The sequence below is a fragment of the Brachybacterium aquaticum genome, from assembly GCF_014204755.1.
Classification (GTDB): Bacteria; Actinomycetota; Actinomycetes; order Actinomycetales; family Dermabacteraceae; genus Brachybacterium; species Brachybacterium aquaticum.
On record NZ_JACHLZ010000001.1, the window covers coordinates 2,469,242 to 2,489,311 of the forward strand.

At 72.8% G+C, this 20,070-nt stretch carries 16 protein-coding genes and 1 tRNA gene; 8 read left to right on the forward strand and 9 right to left on the reverse strand.

Going from position 1 to position 20,070, the window contains the following annotated elements; all coding sequences use genetic code 11:
* Positions 1–85: 85 nt before the first annotated feature.
* Positions 86–1,804, reverse strand: coding sequence for a phosphoenolpyruvate--protein phosphotransferase (gene ptsP, locus HNR70_RS11070; RefSeq protein ID WP_184325713.1), 1,719 nt, complete (start codon positions 1,802–1,804; stop codon positions 86–88).
* A gap of 205 nt (positions 1,805–2,009) precedes the next feature.
* On the opposite strand from ptsP, the gene HNR70_RS11075 reads away from it, so the two are divergent.
* Positions 2,010–2,813 (forward strand): DUF1684 domain-containing protein, encoded by an 804-nt coding sequence (locus HNR70_RS11075; protein ID WP_184325714.1) that lies wholly within the window; start codon positions 2,010–2,012, stop codon positions 2,811–2,813.
* Between the two features lie 9 nt (positions 2,814–2,822).
* On the opposite strand, the gene HNR70_RS11080 is transcribed toward HNR70_RS11075, so the two are convergent.
* Entirely contained in the window at positions 2,823–3,137 is a 315-nt protein-coding gene (locus HNR70_RS11080; RefSeq protein ID WP_184325715.1) for a hypothetical protein, read from the reverse strand.
* A 4-nt stretch (positions 3,138–3,141) separates the two neighbouring features.
* Between HNR70_RS11080 and HNR70_RS11085 the strand changes: the two genes are divergently transcribed.
* Positions 3,142–3,555 (forward strand): SbtR family transcriptional regulator, encoded by a 414-nt coding sequence (locus HNR70_RS11085; protein WP_184325716.1) that lies wholly within the window; start codon positions 3,142–3,144, stop codon positions 3,553–3,555.
* Between the two features lie 11 nt (positions 3,556–3,566).
* Here HNR70_RS11085 and HNR70_RS11090 read toward each other — a convergent pair.
* Together HNR70_RS11090 and HNR70_RS11095 are read right to left on the reverse strand one after the other, a co-directional pair.
* Positions 3,567–3,654, reverse strand: a tRNA-Ser gene (locus HNR70_RS11090).
* Between the two features lie 26 nt (positions 3,655–3,680).
* Complete coding sequence (locus HNR70_RS11095; protein WP_184325717.1) at positions 3,681–6,356, reverse strand: HAD-IC family P-type ATPase; 2,676 nt, start codon at positions 6,354–6,356, stop codon at positions 3,681–3,683.
* 99 nt (positions 6,357–6,455) lie between these two features.
* Between HNR70_RS11095 and HNR70_RS11100 the strand changes: the two genes are divergently transcribed.
* From HNR70_RS11100 to HNR70_RS11120, 5 genes are all read left to right on the forward strand, one after another.
* Positions 6,456–7,433 (forward strand): MDR family oxidoreductase, encoded by a 978-nt coding sequence (locus tag HNR70_RS11100; RefSeq protein ID WP_184325718.1) that lies wholly within the window; start codon positions 6,456–6,458, stop codon positions 7,431–7,433.
* A 28-nt stretch (positions 7,434–7,461) separates the two neighbouring features.
* Positions 7,462–8,439, forward strand: coding sequence for an NAD(P)H-quinone oxidoreductase (locus HNR70_RS11105; protein WP_184326657.1), 978 nt, complete (start codon positions 7,462–7,464; stop codon positions 8,437–8,439).
* 165 nt (positions 8,440–8,604) lie between these two features.
* The gene (locus HNR70_RS11110; protein ID WP_184325719.1) at positions 8,605–10,341 is read left to right on the forward strand and encodes a glycosyltransferase family 2 protein; all 1,737 of its coding nucleotides are present in this window, start codon (positions 8,605–8,607) and stop codon (positions 10,339–10,341) included.
* Positions 10,338–11,075, forward strand: coding sequence for an HlyD family efflux transporter periplasmic adaptor subunit (locus tag HNR70_RS11115; protein WP_184325720.1), 738 nt, complete (start codon positions 10,338–10,340; stop codon positions 11,073–11,075). The genes HNR70_RS11110 and HNR70_RS11115 overlap by 4 nt, the downstream gene beginning before the upstream one ends.
* The gene (locus tag HNR70_RS11120) at positions 11,072–13,081 is read left to right on the forward strand and encodes a glycosyl hydrolase (protein WP_184325721.1); all 2,010 of its coding nucleotides are present in this window, start codon (positions 11,072–11,074) and stop codon (positions 13,079–13,081) included. Before HNR70_RS11115 ends, HNR70_RS11120 begins: the two co-directional genes overlap by 4 nt.
* Before the next feature lie 31 nt (positions 13,082–13,112).
* Here HNR70_RS11120 and HNR70_RS11125 read toward each other — a convergent pair whose 3' ends face one another.
* Both HNR70_RS11125 and serS read right to left on the reverse strand, forming a co-directional pair.
* Positions 13,113–13,988, reverse strand: a complete 876-nt coding sequence (locus HNR70_RS11125) for an HAD family hydrolase (protein ID WP_184325722.1) — start codon at positions 13,986–13,988, stop codon at positions 13,113–13,115.
* 94 nt (positions 13,989–14,082) lie between these two features.
* A complete protein-coding gene (serS, locus tag HNR70_RS11130) occupies positions 14,083–15,354 on the reverse strand; it encodes a serine--tRNA ligase (protein ID WP_184325723.1) in 1,272 nt (423 codons plus the stop codon).
* Positions 15,355–15,397: 43 nt separating this feature from the next.
* Here serS and HNR70_RS11135 point away from each other — a divergent pair, with 43 nt between their 5' ends.
* Positions 15,398–16,621: a diacylglycerol/lipid kinase family protein gene (locus HNR70_RS11135; RefSeq protein WP_184325724.1), complete on the forward strand. Its 1,224-nt coding sequence runs from the start codon at positions 15,398–15,400 to the stop codon at positions 16,619–16,621.
* Positions 16,622–16,624: 3 nt separating this feature from the next.
* Here the strand turns inward: HNR70_RS11135 and HNR70_RS11140 are convergent, their stop codons facing one another.
* The 3 genes from HNR70_RS11140 to HNR70_RS11150 are packed head-to-tail and all read right to left on the reverse strand — an operon-like array spanning position 16,625 to position 19,854.
* Positions 16,625–17,167 (reverse strand): YdeI/OmpD-associated family protein, encoded by a 543-nt coding sequence (locus HNR70_RS11140; protein WP_184325725.1) that lies wholly within the window; start codon positions 17,165–17,167, stop codon positions 16,625–16,627.
* A 1-nt stretch (position 17,168) separates the two neighbouring features.
* Positions 17,169–18,137 carry a prephenate dehydratase gene (gene pheA, locus HNR70_RS11145; RefSeq protein ID WP_184325726.1) on the reverse strand — a complete coding sequence of 323 codons (969 nt, stop codon included), beginning with the start codon at positions 18,135–18,137 and terminating at the stop codon, positions 17,169–17,171.
* A 37-nt stretch (positions 18,138–18,174) separates the two neighbouring features.
* Positions 18,175–19,854: an HNH endonuclease gene (locus tag HNR70_RS11150; RefSeq protein ID WP_184325727.1), complete on the reverse strand. Its 1,680-nt coding sequence runs from the start codon at positions 19,852–19,854 to the stop codon at positions 18,175–18,177.
* Between the last annotated feature and the right edge of the window lie 216 nt (positions 19,855–20,070).

A 20,070-nucleotide genomic window follows, 5' to 3' on the forward strand; every position in this document is an offset into this window, starting at 1 on the left:
CGAACGACGAGCCCCGCCCCTCCCTTCCGGGAGCGGCGGGGCTCGCTGCGTGAGGGCTCAGCGCCCGAGGGTCAGCGCGGGCTCGTCAGAGCCCCAGCTCCCCCAGGATCGGCAGTCCGGCGCGGATCGCGCTGACGGCGTCCTCGGAGGTGCGGGCGGCGAGCGCCTGCGCGGCCAGGTCCTTGGCCTGCTCGAGGGTGACGGTGGAGAGCACCTTCGCGACCGCCGGCAGGGAGCGCGGGGTCATGGAGAGGCTGTTCACGCCGAGGCCCACGAGCACGACCGCCAGGCCCGGGTCGCCCGCGGCCTCGCCGCACACGCCGACGGGCTTGTTCGCGCTCTCCCCGAAGGCCTCCGGGTCGTCGCCCGCGGTGCGGGCGCCGTCGCAGGTGGCCTTGACCAGGGCCAGCACGGCGGGCTGCCAGGGGGAGTTGAGGTGGGCGAGGGAGCCGAGCTGGCGATCCGCCGCCATCGTGTACTGGGTGAGGTCGTTGGTGCCGATCGAGGCGAAGTCGCACTCGGTGAGGTGGCGGTCGGCGATGATCGCGGCCGACGGGGTCTCGACCATGATCCCGGCGGGCTCGAGCCCGCGCTCGCGGCACAGCCCCACGAAGTCCTCGGTCTCGTCGACGGTGGCGATCATCGGCGCCATCACCCACGGCTTCGCGTCGGTGGTCCTCGCCGCCGCCGCGATCGCGTCGAGCTGGTTGGTCAGCACCGAGCGCTTCTCCCAGGAGGTGCGGTAGGCGCGCACGCCGAGCGCGGGGTTGGGCTCGTCGGCGTCGGTGAGGAAGGGCAGAGGCTTGTCCGCGCCCGCGTCGATGGTGCGGACGACGACCTTCTTGCCGGGGAAGTGGGTGAAGGTCTCCTCGTAGGCCGTGGTCTGCTCCTCGACGCTCGGCTCGTCCTCGCGGTCCAGGAACAGGAACTCGGTGCGGAACAGGCCCACGCCGTCGGCGTTCGCGGCCGCGGCCTTGGCCGCATCCTTGGCGCCGCCGATGTTGGCCAGCAGCTGCACGCGGGTGCCGTCGGCGAGCACGCCGCCCCCGCCCTCGTAGGTCAGGGGGTTGCGCTGCAGCTCGGCCCACGCCTCGGAGAGTCGGTGATGCTCCTCGGTGACCTCGTCGGTGATGGTGCCCAGGCCCGAGTCGACGAACACCTCGGTGCCGTCGGAGAACTCGTGGATGCCCTTGGCGGCGACGATCGCGGGCAGTCCGAGCTGGCGGGCGAGGATCGCGGTGTGCGACTGGGGGCCGCCGTCGGAGGTGACCAGGGCGATCACGCGGGTCGGGTCGAGGGTCGCGGTGTCCGCGGGCGCGAGGTCGATCGCGGTGAGGATGAACGGCTCGTCCACCTCGGGGATGCCGGGGGCCTGCTCGCCGCGCAGCTCGGCGACGATGCGGGCGCGCACGTCGCGCACGTCGGTGGCGCGCTCGGCCATGTACCCGCCGAGGCTCTCGAGCATGGAGGCGACCTGGTCGCCGGCCTCCCACACGGCCCGCTCGGGGGTCTTGCCGCCGGAGAGCACGAGGCCCTGCGCGGTCTGGCTGAGCGAGGGGTCCGCGGCCATCTGCGCGGTGGCCTCGAGGATCTTCTTCCCGTCCCCGCTGGCGCGCTCGGCGAGGCGGGTGAGGGTCGCCTGGACGGCGGCGGCCGCGGCGGGGATCCGCTCGGCCTCGGCGCTCGCGTCTGCCCCGTCGGGGAGGACCTGGTCGGCAGCGGGCTCCTTGACCGGCGGGGCCATCGATCGGATCGTGCCGATCACCCGTCCGGGGCTCACTGCCACACCTGTGTACTGCGCCATCGTCGTCATCTCCTCGGTCGTGGCCGGGTGGTCATGGTGCCGCACAGCCTACGCGGCGGAGGACCCCGCCGCGCCGCCGAAGGTCTCCCCGCGGCCGTGACGCCGACGATGACCGCGGATGACGCCCGCCTCGACGCGACCAGGGCCGGAGGGGCAGACTGCAGGGCATCGCCACGACTGCTCCCCCGCCCGCCGAGGAGGCCCCATGACCACCGCCGCCGCTCCCGCCCCGCAGGACTTCACCGACTTCCGCGCCCGCCGCGACGCCGGCCTCGCCGATCCGCACGGGATCCTCTCCCAGGTGGCCCTGCACTGGACCGACCCGGCCGACGGCGCCCACACCCTCGAGGGAGTGCCCGGCACGTGGAAACGGGAGGGGGACGTGCTCGAGGGCGTCTGGGAGGACGGCGAGCTCGAGCTGCTCGCGGACGCCCCCGAGGTGCTCGTCGAGCAGCGGGACGGCACCACCCGCGTGACCGTCGGCGCGGCCGGGGACGTGCGCCTGGCCCGCTTCGGGAACGATGTCCAGTTCGACGTGATCCGCCGCGGCGATCGGATCGGGCTGCGTGTGCTGGACCCGTCGGCCCCGCGTCTGGCCGCCTTCGACGGCGTGCCCACCTACGACTACGACCCGCAGCTCGTGCTGAGGGGCACCTTCACCCCGCGCCCGGAGGAGGTCACGGTCGGCTCGGCCCTGCCGTGGCTCGAGCAGCGCCTGCCCTCCCCCGGTGTCGCGACCTTCGAGGTCGACGGCCGCGAGGTGGAGCTCGTGGTCACCGGCCGCGCCACCCTGTCCTTCACCGACGAGACCTCCGGGGGCGACAGCGCCGACTGGCGCGCGGCCGAGGGGGTCATCGACGGGCACCGCATGGAGGTGGACCTCAACCGGGCGGTCAACTTCCCCTCCGCGTTTAGCGCCTGGGGCACCTGCCCGCGCCCGCCGGCGGGCAACCACCTCCCCGTCGAGGTGCGCGCCGGCGAGCGCAAGGTCGAGCGCACGGAGCGCTGAGGGCTCCGCTCAGGCGGTGCGGCGGCGACGTCCCCGCACCGCCGAGAGCCCCACCAGGAGCGCGCCGAGCACGGCCCAGCAGGCGAGCACGAGGATCGGCCGCGCGGCGCCGTGCCCGTCGAAGAAGGCGACCGAGCGCACCAGCGTGCCCGAGGCGCCGATGGGCAGCAGCTGGCCGATGAGGCCCCAGGGGCTGGGCAGCCACTGCCAGCCGGTGGCCATGCCGGAGAGCGGGTTCGCCACGAACATCATGAGGATCGCGCCGATCCCGAGGCCGGGGTAGCCCAGCAGCGACTCCATGCCGAGCACGAACAGGGAGATCACGGAGGTGCCCAGCGCGAGCGCGAGGGCGGACTTCGCCGAGCGAGTGCTGGCGATCGTCGCCGCCCACCTCGAGCGCTGGGAGGCGGATCCGGAGGCGGCCTGGCGGGGCTTCGTCCATGAGATCGCGGAGCTCGGCTTCGGGTCGATCGCCTACCAGCTGGGTCCCTTCGCGAAGCACTCCCCGGGCCTTTTCGCGCAGGCGATGGAGCGCCGGGAGAAGGTCGCGGACGCCCTGCCGCCGCTCCTCGAGGCGGCCAAGCGCGCGGGCCTGCTCGCCGCGGACACCGACCCCGAGCGGTTCCTGGTGGGGCTCGCCGTGCTCACCCGTCCGCTGCCGGACGCGGTCGCCGCGCGGATCCCGCAGCAGCGCGAGTGGATGGTCGACGTCTACCTGCAGGGGCTGCGGCCCGGAAACTGACGGGCCGACGGCGGAGGGTGCGGGATTCGAACCCGCGGTACAGGGTCACTGCACAGTGGTTTTCAAGACCACCACATTCGGCCGCTCTGTCAACCCTCCTGGTGCCCGGAGGCACCCGGAGGATTCTACCGTCGGCGGCGGAGCGCCTTGTCGACCTCGACCACGGCGAGCACCACCACGCCCGCGCCGAGCGGGATCAGCCAGCCGGCCCAGCCCACGGCCGCGGAGCCGAAGGCGGTCTGCAGGAGCGGCAGGTACACGAAGGCGGCCTGGAGCAGTAGCATCACGGCGATGCACAGCCAGGAGATCGGATTGGTGGTGAAGAGCTCCTTGCGCAGGCTGGTGCCGGCGCTGAAGCGGGAGGCGAGCAGGTAGAAGATCTGCCCGACCACGAGGGTGTTCACGGCCGTGGTGCGGGAGACCTCGAGGGCGACGCCGGCGGACTGTCCCCCCAGGAACACGGCGATGGTGATCGCGCCGAGCAGCACCGAGACGTAGACGATCCTCGTGATCCCGGCGCCGGAGAGGATCGATCCGCCGGGCCTGCGGGGCGGGCGGTCCATGATGTCGGGCTCCCCGGGCTCGAAGGCGAGGGCGAGTGCGAGGGTGACGGCGGTGATGGTGTTGACCCACAGCACCTGCACGGGGGTGAGCGGCAGCGTCATCCCCAGCAGCACGGCGACGAGGATGACCAGGCCCTGCGCACCGTTGGTGGGCAGGATGAACACGATCGCCTTGCGGAGGTTGTCGTAGATGGTGCGGCCCATCTCGACCGCCGCGCCGATGGTCGCGAAGTTGTCGTCGGCGAGGACCACGTCGGCCGCCTCCTTGGTGGCCTCGGTGCCCTTGATGCCCATGGCGACGCCCACGTCGGCCTTCTTGAGCGAGGGGGCATCGTTGACGCCGTCGCCGGTCATGGAGACCACCTCGCCCTGCTCCTGCAGGGCGGTGACCAGGCGGAGCTTGTGCTCGGGGCTGGTGCGGGCGAAGACGGTGCGGGTGCGCGCGAGCTCGGCGAACTCAGCGTCGTCCGCGGTGTCGAGCTCCGCGCCGGTGACCGCACCGAACTCGTCGGTGATGCCCATCTCGCGACCGATGGCGGTGGCGGTGCCGGCGTGGTCGCCGGTGATCATGAGGACCCGGATCCCTGCGCGCTGCACGGTGCGGATCGCCTCGATGGCCTCCTCGCGCGGCGGGTCGATGATGCCGTAGAGGCCGCGGAAGGTGAAGCCGCCCGCATCCACGTCCTCCGTGGTCAGGTGCGTGCTCTCGCTGCGGGCCCGGCGGGTCGCGGCGGCGAGGACGCGCAGTCCCCGGCCGCTCAGCTCGTCGATCCGCGCCTCCCACGCCGTGCGCTCGTCGGCGCTCAGGTCGCAGCGCTCGAGCAGCCGGTCCGGGGCGCCCTTGAGATTCACGATCCGGCCGATGCCCTCGATCTCGTCGAGAGTCGCCATGTACTTGTACGCGGAGTCGAAGGGCACCACGGCCAGGCGGTGCGCGTCGTCGCCGTCGATCCCGGCCTTCATCGCGAAGGTGCGCAGGCCTCCGTCGGTCGGCTCGCCGGAGAGCACCCAGGCGTCGCCCTCGCGGGAGACGGTCGAGTCGTTGGTGCGGGCGGCGACCTCGGCGAGGAGGTGGAGGTCCTCCTGCCCGCGCACGTCGTCGACGCGGCGTCCGTCGCACCGGATCTCGCCGTCCGGCGCGTATCCGGTCCCGGTGACCTCGTAGGCCCCGTCGGCCGTGACGACCGTGCGCACGGTCATCTCGTTCTTCGTGAGCGTGCCGGTCTTGTCCGAGGCGATCACCGTGACGGAGCCGAGGGTCTCCACCGAGTTCATGCGGCGGGTGATCGAGTTCCGCTTCGCCATGGTCTGCACGCCGAGGGCGAGGGTGATGGTGAGGACGGCGGGCAGGCCCTCGGGGATCGCGGCGACAGCGAAGCCGATCGCGGCGAGGACCAGCTCCCCGAGCCCGTAGTCGTACATCACCCCGCCGAGCACGAACATCACCACGGCCGCGGCGACGACCACGAGGGAGAGCTTCGTGGAGAAGGCGCTCATCTGGCGGGTCAGCGGCGTCTCCATCGACTCGACCTCGCCGAGCAGGGAGGTGATGTGACCGATCTCGGTGCCGGTGCCGGTCGCGGTGACCACGCCGGTGCCGGAGCCGGAGGCGAGGGTGGTGCCGGAGAAGGCCATGGCGCTGCGGTCGCCGAGCGCGGCCTCGGCGTCGACGGGCTCGGGTGTCTTCTCCACGGCGAGGGACTCGCCGGTCAGCGCGGACTCCTCGGCGGAGAGGTTGCTCGCCTCGAGGATCCGCACGTCGGCCGGCACCCTGTCCCCGGCGGCCAGGCGCACCACATCCCCGGGCACGAGCTCCTCGGCGGGGACGGTGCGCCAGGCGCCGTCGCGGCGCACCTGCGCGTCCAGCGACAGCATCGAGCGGATGCTCTCGAGCGCATCGGCCGCCCGCCCCTCCTGGACGTAGCCGATGATCGCGTTCACCAGCACCACGGCGAGGATGACGATCGTGTCGACGACCTGGCCCATGACCGTGGTGAGCACGGCCGCGCCGAGCAGGACGTAGATCATGGGGTCCTTGAACTGGCGCAGGAAGCGCACCAGCGCGGACTCGCTCTCGCCCGTGGGCAGGGCGTTCGGACCGTGCCGGTCGAGCCGGGCGGCGGCCTCGTCGGCGGTGAGGCCCGTGGGGTCGGTGCCGAGGGCGTCCAGCACCTCGGGGCCGGGACGGGCATGGGGATCGGGAACGGTCTCGGTGGGCGTCCGGTTCTCGCTGCTCATCGTCGCCCCATCCTCTCCCCGCCCCCGCCCCCCTTCCCGGGACCTCGGTCACCGGGTCTAGGCTGGTCCCGCCCTGCCCGACCACCTGGAGGTGCCCCTGTGCGCGCGATCCTGCTCGAGTCGAAGGGCGCCCCGCCGCGCCTGCTGGAGGATGCGGACGAGTCGCTGCTCGACGGCGAGGTCGCCGTCGACGTCACCCACTCGTCCCTGAACTACAAGGACGGGATGGCGCTCGCGGGCCGCGGCATCGCCCGCACCCATCCGCTGATCCCCGGGATCGACCTGGTGGGCGTGGTGACGGAGTCGGCCGACGGGCGCTTCGCGCCGGGCGAGGCGGTCGTGCTGAACGGCGACGGCCTCGGGGAGACCCGCCACGGCGGCTTCGCGACCCGTGCCCGGGTGCGCCCCGACGCCCTGGTCCGCCTGCCGGAGGGCATGACCCCGGAGCGCGCCGCCGCGATCGGCACCGCCGGGTTCACGGCGATGCTGTCGGTGCTGCGCCTCGAGGACGACGGGATCACCCCGGAGAGCGGGGACGTGCTGGTCACCGGCGCGTCCGGCGGGGCCGGCTCGATCGCGGTCGCCCTGCTCGCGGCGCGCGGGTACCGGGTCCTCGCCGCGACCGGCCGGGCCGAGGAGAACGGCGACTACCTCCGCTCCCTCGGCGCGGCGGAGCTCGTGGACCGCCGGGAGCTGTCCGAGGAGGTGGGCAGGCCGCTGCAGTCCCAGCGCTGGGCCGCCGCGATCGACGGGGTCGGCTCGACCACGCTCGTGAACGTCCTCGCCGGCACCCGCGCGCTCGGCACCGTCGCCGCCTACGGCCTCGCCCAGGGCCCGGACCTGCCCGCGACCGTGCTGCCCTTCATCCTGCGCGGCGTCACCCTGGCCGGCATCAACTCCGTCGAGTGCCCGACGGACCGGCGCGAACGGGCCTGGCAGGTCCTCGCCGCCGAGCTGGACACCGACCTGCTGGCCTCCATGACCACCACGATCGGCCTCGCCGACACCCTGCCCGCGGCCGAGCGGATCCTCGCCGGGCAGGTGCGCGGCCGCACGGTCGTGGACGTGACCCGATGACCTGCACCCGATGAGCGAGAAGAGGACCATGCGCGCGATCACCATCGCCGGGACGACCCAGCTGGAGCTCGCCGAGCTGCCCGAGCCCGTCGCAGGAGAGGGCGAGGTGCTCATCGACGTGGTCGCCGCGGGCGTGAACCGCGCCGACCTCGCCCAGGCCGCCGGCTCCTATCCCCCGCCGCCCGGCGCCTCGCCGCTGCCGGGCCTGGAGGTCTCCGGGCACCGCCGCGACACCGGCGAGCCGGTCGTCGCGCTGCTCGCGGGCGGCGGCTACGCCGAGGTCGTCGCCGTGCCCGGGGGACAGGTCCTCCCCGCCCCCGAGGGGCTCTCCCTCATCGATGCGGCGGGCGTGGTCGAGGCGGCCGCGACCGCCATCTCCAACCTCGTGCTCGAGGCGGGCCTGCGCGAGGGCGAGACCGTGCTGATCCACGGCGGCACCGGCGGGGTCGGCACCCTCGGCATCCAGATCGCGACGTTCCTCGAGGCGCGGGTGCTCACCACCGTCGGCTCCGACGAGGCCCTCCCGGTCGTCGCCGAGCTCGGCGCGGCCGAGGCCTGGAACCGCCGCATCATCGACCTGCCGGACGCGGTGCGCAGGGCCGGCGGCGCCGACGTCATCCTCGATGTGGTGGGCGGCTCCGCCCTCGCGGACAACCTCGCGATGCTGAACCCGGGCGGCCGCCTGGTCATCATCGGCACGCTCGGCGGTGCGAGCGGCGAGCTGCCGATCGGGCAGCTCATGGCCAAGCGGGCCCGCGTGATCGGCTCGACCCTGCGCTCCCGCCCGATGGAGAACAAGGCCTCGATCCTCGAGGCCACCCGCTACCTGGTCTGGCCGCAGCTCGCCTCGGGCGCGATCCAGGTCCCGATCCATGCGCGGCTGCCGCTCGAGCAGGCGGCCGACGCCCACGCGATCCTGCGGCAGGGCGGCCACATCGGCAAGGTGATCCTCGAGGTCGCTCCCCCGTCGGGCGACCACCGCCGGGGACGCCGCCGGAAGGCGTGATCCGGGGAAAGGTCACGGAATGATGAACCGGGCGAATCGGACTTGACCGATTCACCCCGTTCGCGGAGTCTGTCTGCACCCACACATAATGCGGGACGGACCTCGGTCCGGATCGGGCATCGCGGCCTTGCAAGGCCCGATCGCCCGCCGGCCAAGAAAGCTCCCATGCCCCGTTCCGCCCACGATCTCGCCTCCGTAGACCGCTTCACCCCGGTGAGCCGCCGCGCCGCGGCCACCGACCGGTTCTCCCCCGTGATGATCCTGCTGACGCTGCTGGCCACGGTCGGCTGCCTCGCCTACGGGGTGTTCCTCCTCCAGCCCTCGCACCGCGGCGACCTGATCCCCTGGCTGCTGGTCATCGTGTCCGAGGCGATCCTCGTGCTCCACGCGCTGTGCGCCATGTGGACCGTGCTCGCCGGCACCCGGGACGTGCGCGACCACGAGTACTGGCGGGCGCGGGACGACCTGTACCTGCTCTCGCGGCTGTCCCAGCGCGGCGACCCCTCCCGCTGGCCGCTGCAGCTGAACGGGCGGCGGGTCGACGTGGACGTGCTGATCACGGTCTTCGGCGAACCGCTCGAGGTGGTGCGCCGCACCGCGACCGCCGCGATGGCGATCCGCGGCCGCCACGAGGTGTGGATCCTCGACGACGGGCGCAGCGACGAGGTGCGGGCGCTGGCGGCGCAGATCGGCTGCCGGTACGTGCGCCGCCTCAGCGGCGGCGGGGCGAAGGCCGGGAACGTCAACCACGCCCTCACTCTCGCCAAGAGCGAGTTCTTCGTGATCCTCGATGCGGACTTCGTGCCCCTGCCGGGACTGCTCGAGGAGACGCTGCCCTTCTTCACCAACGAGACGGTCGCCTTCGTGCAGACCCCGCAGACCTACGGCAACCTCCACAACGTCATCTCCCGCGGCGCCGGGTACATGCAGGCGATGTTCTACCGGTTCATCCAGCCGGGCCGGAACCACTTCAACGCCGCGTTCTGCGTGGGCACGAACGTGGTCTTCCGTCGGCGGGCGATCGACGACATCGGCGGGATGGTCACGGACTCGAAGTCCGAGGACGTGTGGACGTCCCTGACCCTCCACGAGCGCGGCTGGCGCTCGATCTTCCTGCCCACGACCCTCGCGATCGGCGACGCGCCGGACACGATCGTCGCCTACTCGAAGCAGCAGCTGCGCTGGGCGACCGGCGGCTTCGAGATCCTGCTGCAGGCCAATCCGCTGAGTCCTCGGCGGCGCCTGAGCCTGGACCAGCGGCTGATGTACTTCATCACCGCCACCCACTACCTCACCGGCATCGTGCCGGGCGTGCTGCTGATGGTCCCCGCGCTCGAGGTGTTCTTCGATCTGCGCCCGGTGTCGATGGACGTGGGCTGGGGCACCTGGGTGGTGTTCTACGGCGGCTTCTACGTGCTGCAGATCGTGCTGGCCTTCTTCACGCTCGGCTCCTTCCGCTGGGAGGTGCTGACCCTCGCCGCCTGCTCCTTCCCGATCTACACGAAGGCGCTGGTGAACGCCGTGACCGGCCGTGACCAGGCGTGGTCGGTGACGGGCGCGCAGAAACAGGTCTCCCCCTTCACGGTGATGGGCCCGCAGGTGTGCATGCTCGTGTTCCTGCTGTGCACCACGGCGGTCGGGATCTGGCGGGACACGATGCTGGGCCGCCCCTCGATCGCCACGCTCTGGTGCGCGGTGAACTCCGCGGTGCTGCTGATCCTCGTGGTCGTCGCCCTCGGGGAGATCCGCGCGGCCCGCACCGGCTCCCTCGCCGCCCGCGCCGACCGCGCGAAGGTGCTCGCGACCTCCGCGGCGCTCGCCGCCCCGATGCCGCTGTCCACCCCGGCGGACGCCGTCGCGGCCCGTCACGCCCGCACCCGACTGATGAGGACCACTTCATGACCTGGATCGCCCGCCTCCGCCTGCTGACCTCCGTCCTGCTCGTCCTCGCCCTCACCGCGGGACTGACCCTCGTGTTCAACCAGCGCCAGCGCCAGAGCGCCTCCGTGAGCGCCGCCATCGTCCAGCCCCGCTACGCGATCGCGGCGGTGGCCCCCGGGGTCGTGATCGACATGGCCGTGGCCCTCGGGGACGAGGTCTCCGCCGGGGACGTCCTGTTCACGATGGCCAGCGTCGAGCTGCAGCAGGACGCGGTGCACGGCCTGGCCGCCAGCTCGAACGACGCGATGGACATCGACCCGGTGACCGGGGTGATCGTCTACCGCGCCACCGCCGACGGCCGGGTCACCGAGCTTTCCGCCACCCCGGGCAACTACCTGGGCGCCGGGGCGGCGGTGGCGACGATCGTGCGCTCCAGCCCCCGCGCGGTGGAGGCGCAGTTCCTGCTCACCTCCCGGGACTACGGACGGCTCGAGGAGGGCGCGCGCGCCGAGATCCTCCTGCCGGACGACCGCACCGTGGTCGGCGACGTCGTCTCCGCCTCGGTCGTCACCGAGAACGGCAAGGCGGTCACCCGGGCGCTGATCACGAGCGAGGAGCTCGAGGGCGAGGACCTGGACCTCATCGCGACCGACGGCGCGCCGGTGTCGGTGCGGGTCGAGCTCACCGACGACGGCGTCCTCGCCGGCCCGACCGATGCGCTGATGGACTTCCTGCGCAGCGTGGGTCTGCGATGAGGCCCGCGCGCCGCACGATGCTGGCCGGTCTGCCGCTCGGGCTGCTCGCCGCGGGCATGACAGGATGCAAGGACCGCGGTGCGGCCTCCGCGCCGAGCAGCCCCGCCTTCACCGCCGAGGAGGTCGACGCGTCGATGACCGCGCTGCCCCCGCTCCCCGAGCCCGCGGACCTGCGTGCTCTGCGCCTCGGCGAGGGCCTCGTCCCGCCGACGAACCGCTGGTTCTCCGGACTCGTCTTCGGCGAGGAGCCCCAGCCGGTGCACCCGCTGCCGCTGTCCTTCGCGCTCGTGGACGGCGGGTTCACCCTGGGCCTGCCCACCGTCGTCACCTCGGAGCGGACGCTCATGGGCGGCAACTCCCCGGAGCTCGAGGTCGCGGTCGACGGTGCGGAGTCCGCCCTGGTCACCGCCTACGACGAGGCCTCGGTGACCATGACCCTGCGCGACGGGTCGGGCATCGACCTCGCGACCGTCACGATCGCCGAGGGCTGGCCCTGCGTCGCCCTGCGCGCGAGTACGGGCCTGGACCTCACCCTCTCGGCGCCCTTCGCGGGCGAGGACCCGCCCACCCTCGCCGTCGGCCCCCACACCTACGCCCTCGCCCTCGAGGACGGGTCGCTCGACGGCGCCGCGTGCCACGTCGCCTCCGGGGGCACGGCGACGTTCCTCGCCCTCCCGGAGGGCGCCGACGCCGCGCACCTCGCCACCCTCGCCGTGCCGCTGGAGAGCACCGCCCTCACCCGCTCCCTCACCGAGGACGCGGCCACGACGACCCTCACCTACACCACCGCCGGGAACGGGCCGACGGCCATCGCCGCGATGCCGCACCACGGCGCGGACCCGTCGGCCGACGACGTGCTCGGCACGTACCCGAGCGTCTACGGCACCCTCGTGCTGCGCGAGGCGACCGAGCTCACCTGGTCCGCGCCGCGGCGCGAGGCCCGTGCGGCACTGGATCTCTCTGGCCTGGACGATGCGCAGCGGGAGGAGCTCGCCGCGCAGGTCGCGCTCGACGTCCCCGCCCTGCTCGACTACCCGGCCGACACCTACTTCGGCGGGAAGGCCCTGCACCGCGACGCGCAGCTCCTCGCGATCGCGGAGCAGGTCGGGGCCGAGGGGCCCGCCGCCGCACTGCGCGAGCGGGTCCTCACCCAGCTGCGCCGCTGGACGGAGGTGGGTGCGGCGGCGGAGCGCGATGCCTTCTGCTTCGCGTACGACAGGACGAACCGCGGGGTCGTGGGCCTGACCCCGTCGTTCGGTTCGGAGGAGTTCAACGACCACCACTTCCACTACGGCTACTTCCTGTACGCCGCGGGCACCCTCGCCGCGGACGACCCGGAGCTCGCCGAGGAGATCGCGCCGGTGATCGACGCCCTCGCCGCCGACATCGCGAGCGACGCGGCGACGGACATGCTGCCGGTGCGGCGGGTGTTCGACGCCTACGCCTCGCACTCGTGGGCGTCGGGCACCTCCCCCTTCGCTGACGGCAACAACCAGGAGTCCAGCTCGGAGGCGACCACCGCCTGGGCGGGTCTGCAGCTGTGGGCGCGGGCGCGCGGGAACGCCGAGCTCGAGGAGCTGGCGGCCTGGCTGCTGGCCCATGAGGCCCTCGCGGCGCGCACGTACTGGACCGACTTCGACGCCGCGGACCCGGTCTACGACGGCTTCGCGCATCAGGTGCTGCCGCTGCAGTTCGGCGGCAAGCGCGACTACGCCACGTGGTTCTCCGCGGAGCCCGCGGCGGCGCTCGCGATCCTGGTGCTGCCCCTGTCGCCGAGCTCGGACCACCTGGCCGACGACCCGGAGCGGGTGCGGCGGAACGTCGCCGAGGGCACGGCGTCGGGCGGGTTCGATCAGCAGTACGGGGACTGGCTGCTCATGTACTCCGCGCTCGGCGGGGACGAGGAGCGGGACGCGGCGCTCGAGGCGGCGCGGGACCTGGCCGACGAGCACCTGGACGATGGGAACACCCGCAGCTACCTGCTGGCGTGGCTCATGACGAGGTGATGCCGGGGACCCCGGGGACCCCGGGGACGGTTCAGCCGAGCACGCCCTCGAGCACCAGCACGGTGCCGTCCTCGTAGATCGACTCGGTGACGACGTCCGCGACGGCCTTCACGCCCTGCGGCGCCTGCCCCATGGCGACGCCGACCCCGGCCCAGGTGAGCATCTCGGTGTCGTTGAAGCCGTCGCCGACGGCGACCGTGGCGAGTCGCTCGATGCCGAGCCGCTCCCGGATCGCCTCGAGGGCGCTGGCCTTGGAGATGCCGGGCGCGGCCATGTCCAGCCACGCGGTCCAGCCGATGGAGTACTCGACCCCGTGCACGCCTGACTGGGCGATGACCTCGGAGAACTCCTGTGGGGAGAGGTCGGGGACGTGGACGACGACGCGCACCGCCTCGAGCTCCATGAGCTCGTCGAGGTTCGCCTCGGTCGCCTCGACGCCGAAGCTGGCGTCCTGGAAGCCGGTGGTGGAGTGGAAGGCCCCATCGGCCGTCTCGACCGCGTAGTGGGCGTCCGGCGCGACCTCGCGCAGGGTGCGCAGCGCGTGACCGGGCTGGAAGGAGCGGGTGTCGACGATGCGGTGACCGCCCTCGGCCTCGGGGTCCATCTGCACGGTCACCGCGCCGTTGGAGCACACGGCGTAGCCGCGGGTGATTCCGGCGGCCTCGACGATCGGCAGGGTCGCGCCGAGGGAGCGGCCGGTGGCGATGACGACGGTGTGCTCGGTCGCGGTGCGGCGCAGGATGTCGCGCATGGAGGAGGACATGGTGCCGTCGTGGTCGACGAGGGTGCCGTCGACGTCGAGGCCGATCAGCAGGTCCTTCCCCTCCAGCGGCGCGAGGCGCTCCTGCAGGCGCGCCCGGGTGGCCTCGCGGGCGGCGGTCGCGGACTCGGCGGTGGAGGTGCTCATGGCGGGCAGTGTGGCACCGCCGCGCGACCGTGGGGTGAACCGTCGGTGACGAAGCGCCTCGAGCAGGCGGTGGAGGGGTCGGGGGGAGGGCATCTCAGGCAGCGCCGCCCGCGACCTCGAAGACCTCACGACCGCCGAGGTACGGGCGCAGCCCCTCGGGGACCACCACGGACCCGTCGGCCTGCTGGTGGTTCTCGAGGATCGCGGCGATGAAGCGCGTGGTGCCGAGGGTGCCGTTCAGCGTCGCGACAGGGCGCAGGCCGTCCTCCGTGCGCTCGCGGATGTTCAGCCGCCGCGCCTGGAACTGGGTGGTGTTCGAGGTGGAGGTGAGCTCGCGGTAGGTGTCCTGGCTGGGCATCCACGCCTCGCAGTCGAACTTGCGGGCGGCGGAGGTGCCGAGGTCGCCGGCGGCGGTGTCGATGATGCGGTAGGGCACGTCGATGCGCGCCATCATCTCCCGCTCCCAGTCCAGCAGCCGCTCGTGCTCCTCGTAGGAGTCCTCGATGCGGCAGTAGGAGAACATCTCCACCTTGTGGAACTGGTGCACGCGGATGATTCCGCGGGTGTCCTTGCCGTAGCTGCCGGCCTCGCGGCGGTAGCAGGCGCTCCAGCCGGCGTAGCGCTTGGGGCCGTCGGACAGGTCCAGGACCTCGTCCTTGTGGTAACCGGCCAGCGCCACCTCGGAGGTGCCCACGAGGTACAGGTCGTCGCCCTTGTCCAGGTGGTAGACCTCGTCGGCGTGCTCGCCGAGGAAGCCGGTGCCCTCCATCGCCTCGGGCAGCACGAGGGTGGGGGTGATCATCGGGGTGAACCCGGCGCGGGTGGCCTGGTCGATGGCGGAGTTGAGGATCGCGAGCTCGAGCTGCGCGCCCACGCCTGTGAGGAAGTAGAAGCGGGCGCCGGAGACCTTCGCGCCGCGGGCCATGTCGATGGCGCGCAGCCCCTCGGCGATCTCGAGGTGGTCCTTGATCGGGAAGTCGAAGGTCGGCGTCTCGCCCACGGTCTCGCGGACCACGAAGTCGGCCTCGAGGCCCTCTGGGGCGCCCTCGGCGAGGTTCGGGATCTCCCGCAGGGCGGCGTCGCGGGCGGTGAGCGCCTCGGCGGCCTCGCCCTCGAGCCGCTTCACGTCGGCGGCGAGCTGCTTCACCTCGGCCAGCAGCGCCTGCTTCTCCTCGCCCTTCGCCTGGGCGACGCGCTTGCCGAAGGACTTCTGCTCGGCGCGGGCGGACTCGAAGGCCGCAGTGGTCTCGCGCCAGCGGGAGTCCGCCTCCAGGACGGCGTCGACGGTGGAGGCGTCGCGCCGCCGCGCCCGCTGGGCGTCTCGGACGACATCGGGGTTCTCTCGCAGCTGGCGCAGATCGATCATTGCTCCAGGGTACCTGCGCAGGCGGGCCCGATAGTCTTCCGCCATGGACATGACCCTGCTGGTGCTCAGCATCGCTTCTGTGGTGACGACCGTCGTCACGATCGCCCTGCTGGTGGTCGTGCTGCGCCGCCTGGGGCGGCATCGCCGGGAGATCTCGGCCCTGCACGCGGCCGCCGAGGCGCGCGCGTCGTCGCTCGGGAGGTCGGCCGACGGCGGCACCTCCGAGGGCGGGGACGGCTCCGGCGGCGCGGAGGGCACCTCCGCGGCCGAACGCTCCCCCGGGGATCCGGACCGGGTGCGCAAGGTCGCGGTTGTGCTGAACCCGTCGAAGTTCGACGAGACCGACTCGATCCGCCGCCGCCTCACCGAGGTGGTCTCGCGCGTCGAGGGCGCCGAGACGGTGTTCTACGAGACCACCATCGACGACCCCGGCAAGGGGCAGACCGAGCAGGCTCTCGCCGACGGCGCGGACCTGGTGATGGCCGCGGGCGGCGACGGGACCGTGCGCATGGTCGCCTCGGTCCTCGCCGGGACCGACACCCGCATGGGCATCATCCCCTCCGGCACCGGCAACCTCCTGGCCCGCAACGTGGACATCCCGCTGGAGGACCCGGGCGCGGCGATGGTCGCGGCGCTCACCGGCTCCGACCACCAGGTCGACGTCGGCTGGCTGCGCCACGGGGACTCCCCGTCGGCCGCGCTGGCCGCCCCGCGCCAGATCTTCCTGGTGATCGCGGGCTTCGGGGCCGACGCGGAGATGATCGGCTACACCGATCCGGGGCTGAAGAAGCGCCTCGGCTGGGTCGCGTACGTGTTCGGCGGGGTGCGCACGGTGCTGGGCCGCCGCTCGGTCGACGTGATCGTGGAGCTGCCCGACGAGTCCCGTCACGCGCACAAGGCACGCACGGTGCTGCTGGGGAACGTGGGCAAGCTGCCCGGCGGCTTCGTGCTCATGCCGGATGCCACGATCGACAACGGCAAGCTCGAGGTGGTCGTCGCCGGCTGGCGCGGCGCGGCCGGGTTCAGCCAGGTCGCCACCCAGGTCATCAATCCGAAGCTCACCCCGAAGGTGGGGCCGAAGCTGTCCTCGATGGAGCGATACCTCACCACGGGCGTGCGGGTGACGACCACGAAGGCGCAGCCGGTCCAGCTGGACGGCGACACGGACGTGGAGGCGACCCACATGGTCGCCACCATCGATCCGGGCGCGCTGCGCCTGCGGGTCCCGGAGGGGGCGAAGACCTCGGAGGTCTCGGGCGTCTCCTGACCGTCACTCCCGGAGCTTGCCGCTGCGGGCGAGCTCGGGATCGGTGCAGGAGGACAGGTCGAAGCAGCAGGGGCGGCGGGAGCCCTTGCGAAGCTTGTCGACGGACACGTCCACGCGCTTGGCGCGGGTCTGCGCGGAGCGGGTCGCGCCGACCCAGCGCACCCACTCCCAGCGGGCCATGGGGGTGATCGCTTCCCACTGCTCCCCCACCTGCTCCTCCGCCGCGGTGAGCGCGGCGCGGAGGTCGTCGGGGACCTCGGGCTCGGGCCACTCGGCGGCGGGGGTGAGGGTCAGTTCGACGGTGTCGCCATCCTCGAGGGCGAGCGCGGTGCGCAGCTCCTCGTCGACGTCGAGCCAGTGGCCCTTGCGCCCGTCGGGCTCGACGACGACCTGGAGCTCGTGGCCGCCGATGACGGCGTCGGCCGCGACCTGACCGCGGGAGGGCAGGCCGGCGGAGACGTCCTCGGCGAGGGCGATGATCAGCCGGTCGTCGATCGCGCGGACGCGGCCGGTGCCGGAGACGGGGTCCGTGGAGCGCGCCGCCATGTCATGCCCCTGCCGGCGGGGTGATCATCGCGGTGAGCTGGTCGACCCATTCGCGGGACTGGTCGTAGGCGTCGTCGGAGAAGTCCTCGCGGATCTCGCTGCCGGTCCCGTCCACGCGCGGGTAGGAGCCGAGGTAGTGGACGACGGGGCACAGGCGGTGCAGGGAGCGCAGCGCGGCGGCGACGCGGCGGTCCTCGATGTGGCCCTCGAGGTCGATGGAGAAGGAGTACCGGCCCAGGAAGTCGCCGACGGGGCGGGACTCGATGCGGGACATGTTCACGCCGTTGGAGCCGAGGATCTCGAGCGCCTCCAGGAGGGCGCCGGAGCGGTTGTGGGGCAGCTGGATGACGACGGTGGACTTGTCGGTGCCGGTGCGGGCGGGGATCCGGCCCTCGCGGGTGACGAGGACGAAGCGGGTGATCGCGCCGTCGTAGTCCTCGATGCCCTCGGCGAGGACGGTGAGGCCGAAGTGCTTCGCGGCCAGCGGCGAGCAGACGGCGGCGCGGCCCCAGGCCTCGTCCTCGCTCATGGCGGCGAGGTCGCGGGCGGCGCCGGCGGTGGAGGACGCGGCGGCGATCTGGGCGTTCGGGGTGTTCGCGCGCAGCCAGCCCTGCACCTGTGCCTGTGCGTGGGGGTGGGAGGCGACGGAGGTGATCTGCTCGAAGGGGGTGACCTCGCGGGCGGCGAGCACGAAGGTGATCTGCACGGTCTGCTCGGCGACGATGGTGATGGAGTCGGTCGCGGCGAGCACGTCGAGGGTGCCGGAGACCCCGCCCTCGACGGAGTTCTCGATGGGGGCCATGAGCGCGTCGATGTCCCCGGCGAGGAGGTCGGTGGTGGCGGTGGCGACCGAGGAGAAGGGCACCAGCTCCGGCTCCTCCGCGGCGAACTCCTCGGGGGTCTCCGCGAGGGCCTGTAGAAGGGCCTGGTGAGTGAAGGTCGTCTCGGGGCCGAGGAATCCGTACCGCATGCAGGGAAGGGTACTGCCCACGTCAGGAAGGCGTCGTTCAGAACGGTGGCGCGGACGCCCAGGGCGGGGGCTGGTCGATCCCGGCCTCGCGCTTCTTCGCCGCTTCCTCCTCGGCGACCTCGGCGAGCAGCTCGGCAGTGCCGGGCGGGTCGCCGAAGTCCTCGTAGGCGGGTCCCCATTCGCGCATGAGGCGGTCGACCTCGCCGCAGGCCACCATCGCCTTCCAGTCCTCGTCGGCGCGGTGGATGTCCCACTGCTCCATGAGCCACCCTGCCATCTCGGGGGTGGCGAGGTCGCGGTCGGGGGCGACGCGGGTGCTGACGAGGGGCGGGGAGCCGACGGTCCATTCGGTGGTCCCGTCGGGGTGGCGCACCGGGTCGATGTGCCCCGCGGTCTTCAGGTCGTGGTGGCCGAAGTGGAGGCGGTGGAGGTTCGCGAGGTGGGTCGGGCCGCCGCGGGCGGGATCCTCGTGGTCGAACTCGTGGATGTGGTCGGTCTCCGCGTCGTCGGTGGTGGAGCGGGTGCAGCCGGGGACGGCGCAGCTGGCGTTCCGCAGGCGCAGGTGCTCGACCATCGCGGGGGTGGGGGTGTAGCGCTCGGCGGGCAGCGGGAGGAACTCGCCGGTGACGGGGTCGGTGAGGACCCGGTGCCAGACGGGCTCGGCGGCGGCGAGGTCGCGGGCCAGCTTCGCCGGGATCGGGGTGCGGCCGTCGAAGGTGGCGGGGGTGTCGGCCAGGCCCATCATGGTCAGCGCCGGGACGGTGACATTGACGCGGTAGCGCGGGGCGGGCACCTCGACCCCGGCGGTGTCCAGCACGGTGCGGGTGATGATCGCGTAGCGGAGGGTGGCGAGGGACAGAGCTCTCCCCGTGGTCGTCACCGCGTCGTCGAGATCGAAGGGGATCGGGGCCCCGTCGCGGACGGCGTGGCGCTGCGCGGCCTGGACACTGCGCGCGGAGCTGTCGAGCCGGCGGGCGAGCGCGAGGATCTCGGGGATGGGACCGGTGATGCGCAGGCTCGCGGTGCCGTCGTCGCGGAAGCCCTTCTCCAGCTCGACGCAGCGGGACTGCACAGGATCGGGTGCCGCGTCGCGGGAATCGCACCAGGCGACGAGGGTGCGCAGCTCGGCGAAGAATCGGTCCGACGGGATCGAGGCGAGATCCCATGCCCCTATTCTCTCGTCGATCTCTCCGCGCCGGAAAGGGGTCATGTCACGGGTGGCGTGGAGCATTCTCTCGTGCCATTCCACGGGCATCTCACCGCGGGCGAGCCGCTCGAGGGTGCGCGGCATCTCGGTGTACGCGATGTGGGCGTCGAGGATGAGCCTGCGCGCCTTGTCGGTGGTGGTGCGCAGCGCGATCGCGACGGCGAGGGTGTGCTCCTCGCGCTCGAAATCGTCCTCGGCGACGTGGAACGCGGCGAGCCGCTTCAGGTGCAGGGCGTGCCGGCGGGAGTCTTCCTGCACCGCGTGGAGCAGGCGCGAGGCGGTGGTGGCGTCCGCCGAGGCGGGCTCGAGGCCGCCGCGGCTGACCAGGGAGTCCTCGGTGAGCGGGGCGCGGGCCTTCACGCGCGGACGCGGCATGCCGAGGTCGAGCGGGAGGGTGCCGTCCGCGGTGACGCCGGAGGCGGACGCGGGGTCGAGGGCGCCAGGAGCGGCGGGACCAGGAGCAGCGGAGGCGTCGTCGCGCCGCGATGCAGGTTCTGCGATGGCAGCCATCGGACCCTCCCCCTCTCCTCGTCGAACGAGCGGGGATCGACCGATGGACGACGGGATGGATCACCCCTCGCGCCCCGGAGATCCCCCTCCCGGAACACCCTTGAATTCTACTCCCGCGACCCCCTCAGCACCATAGCTGGGGTATTTTTCTCGGAAATCTGTGGATAACTTCGACTGGGGAGGAACGGTCGCAACAGAAAAGGCGTTCGTCCACAT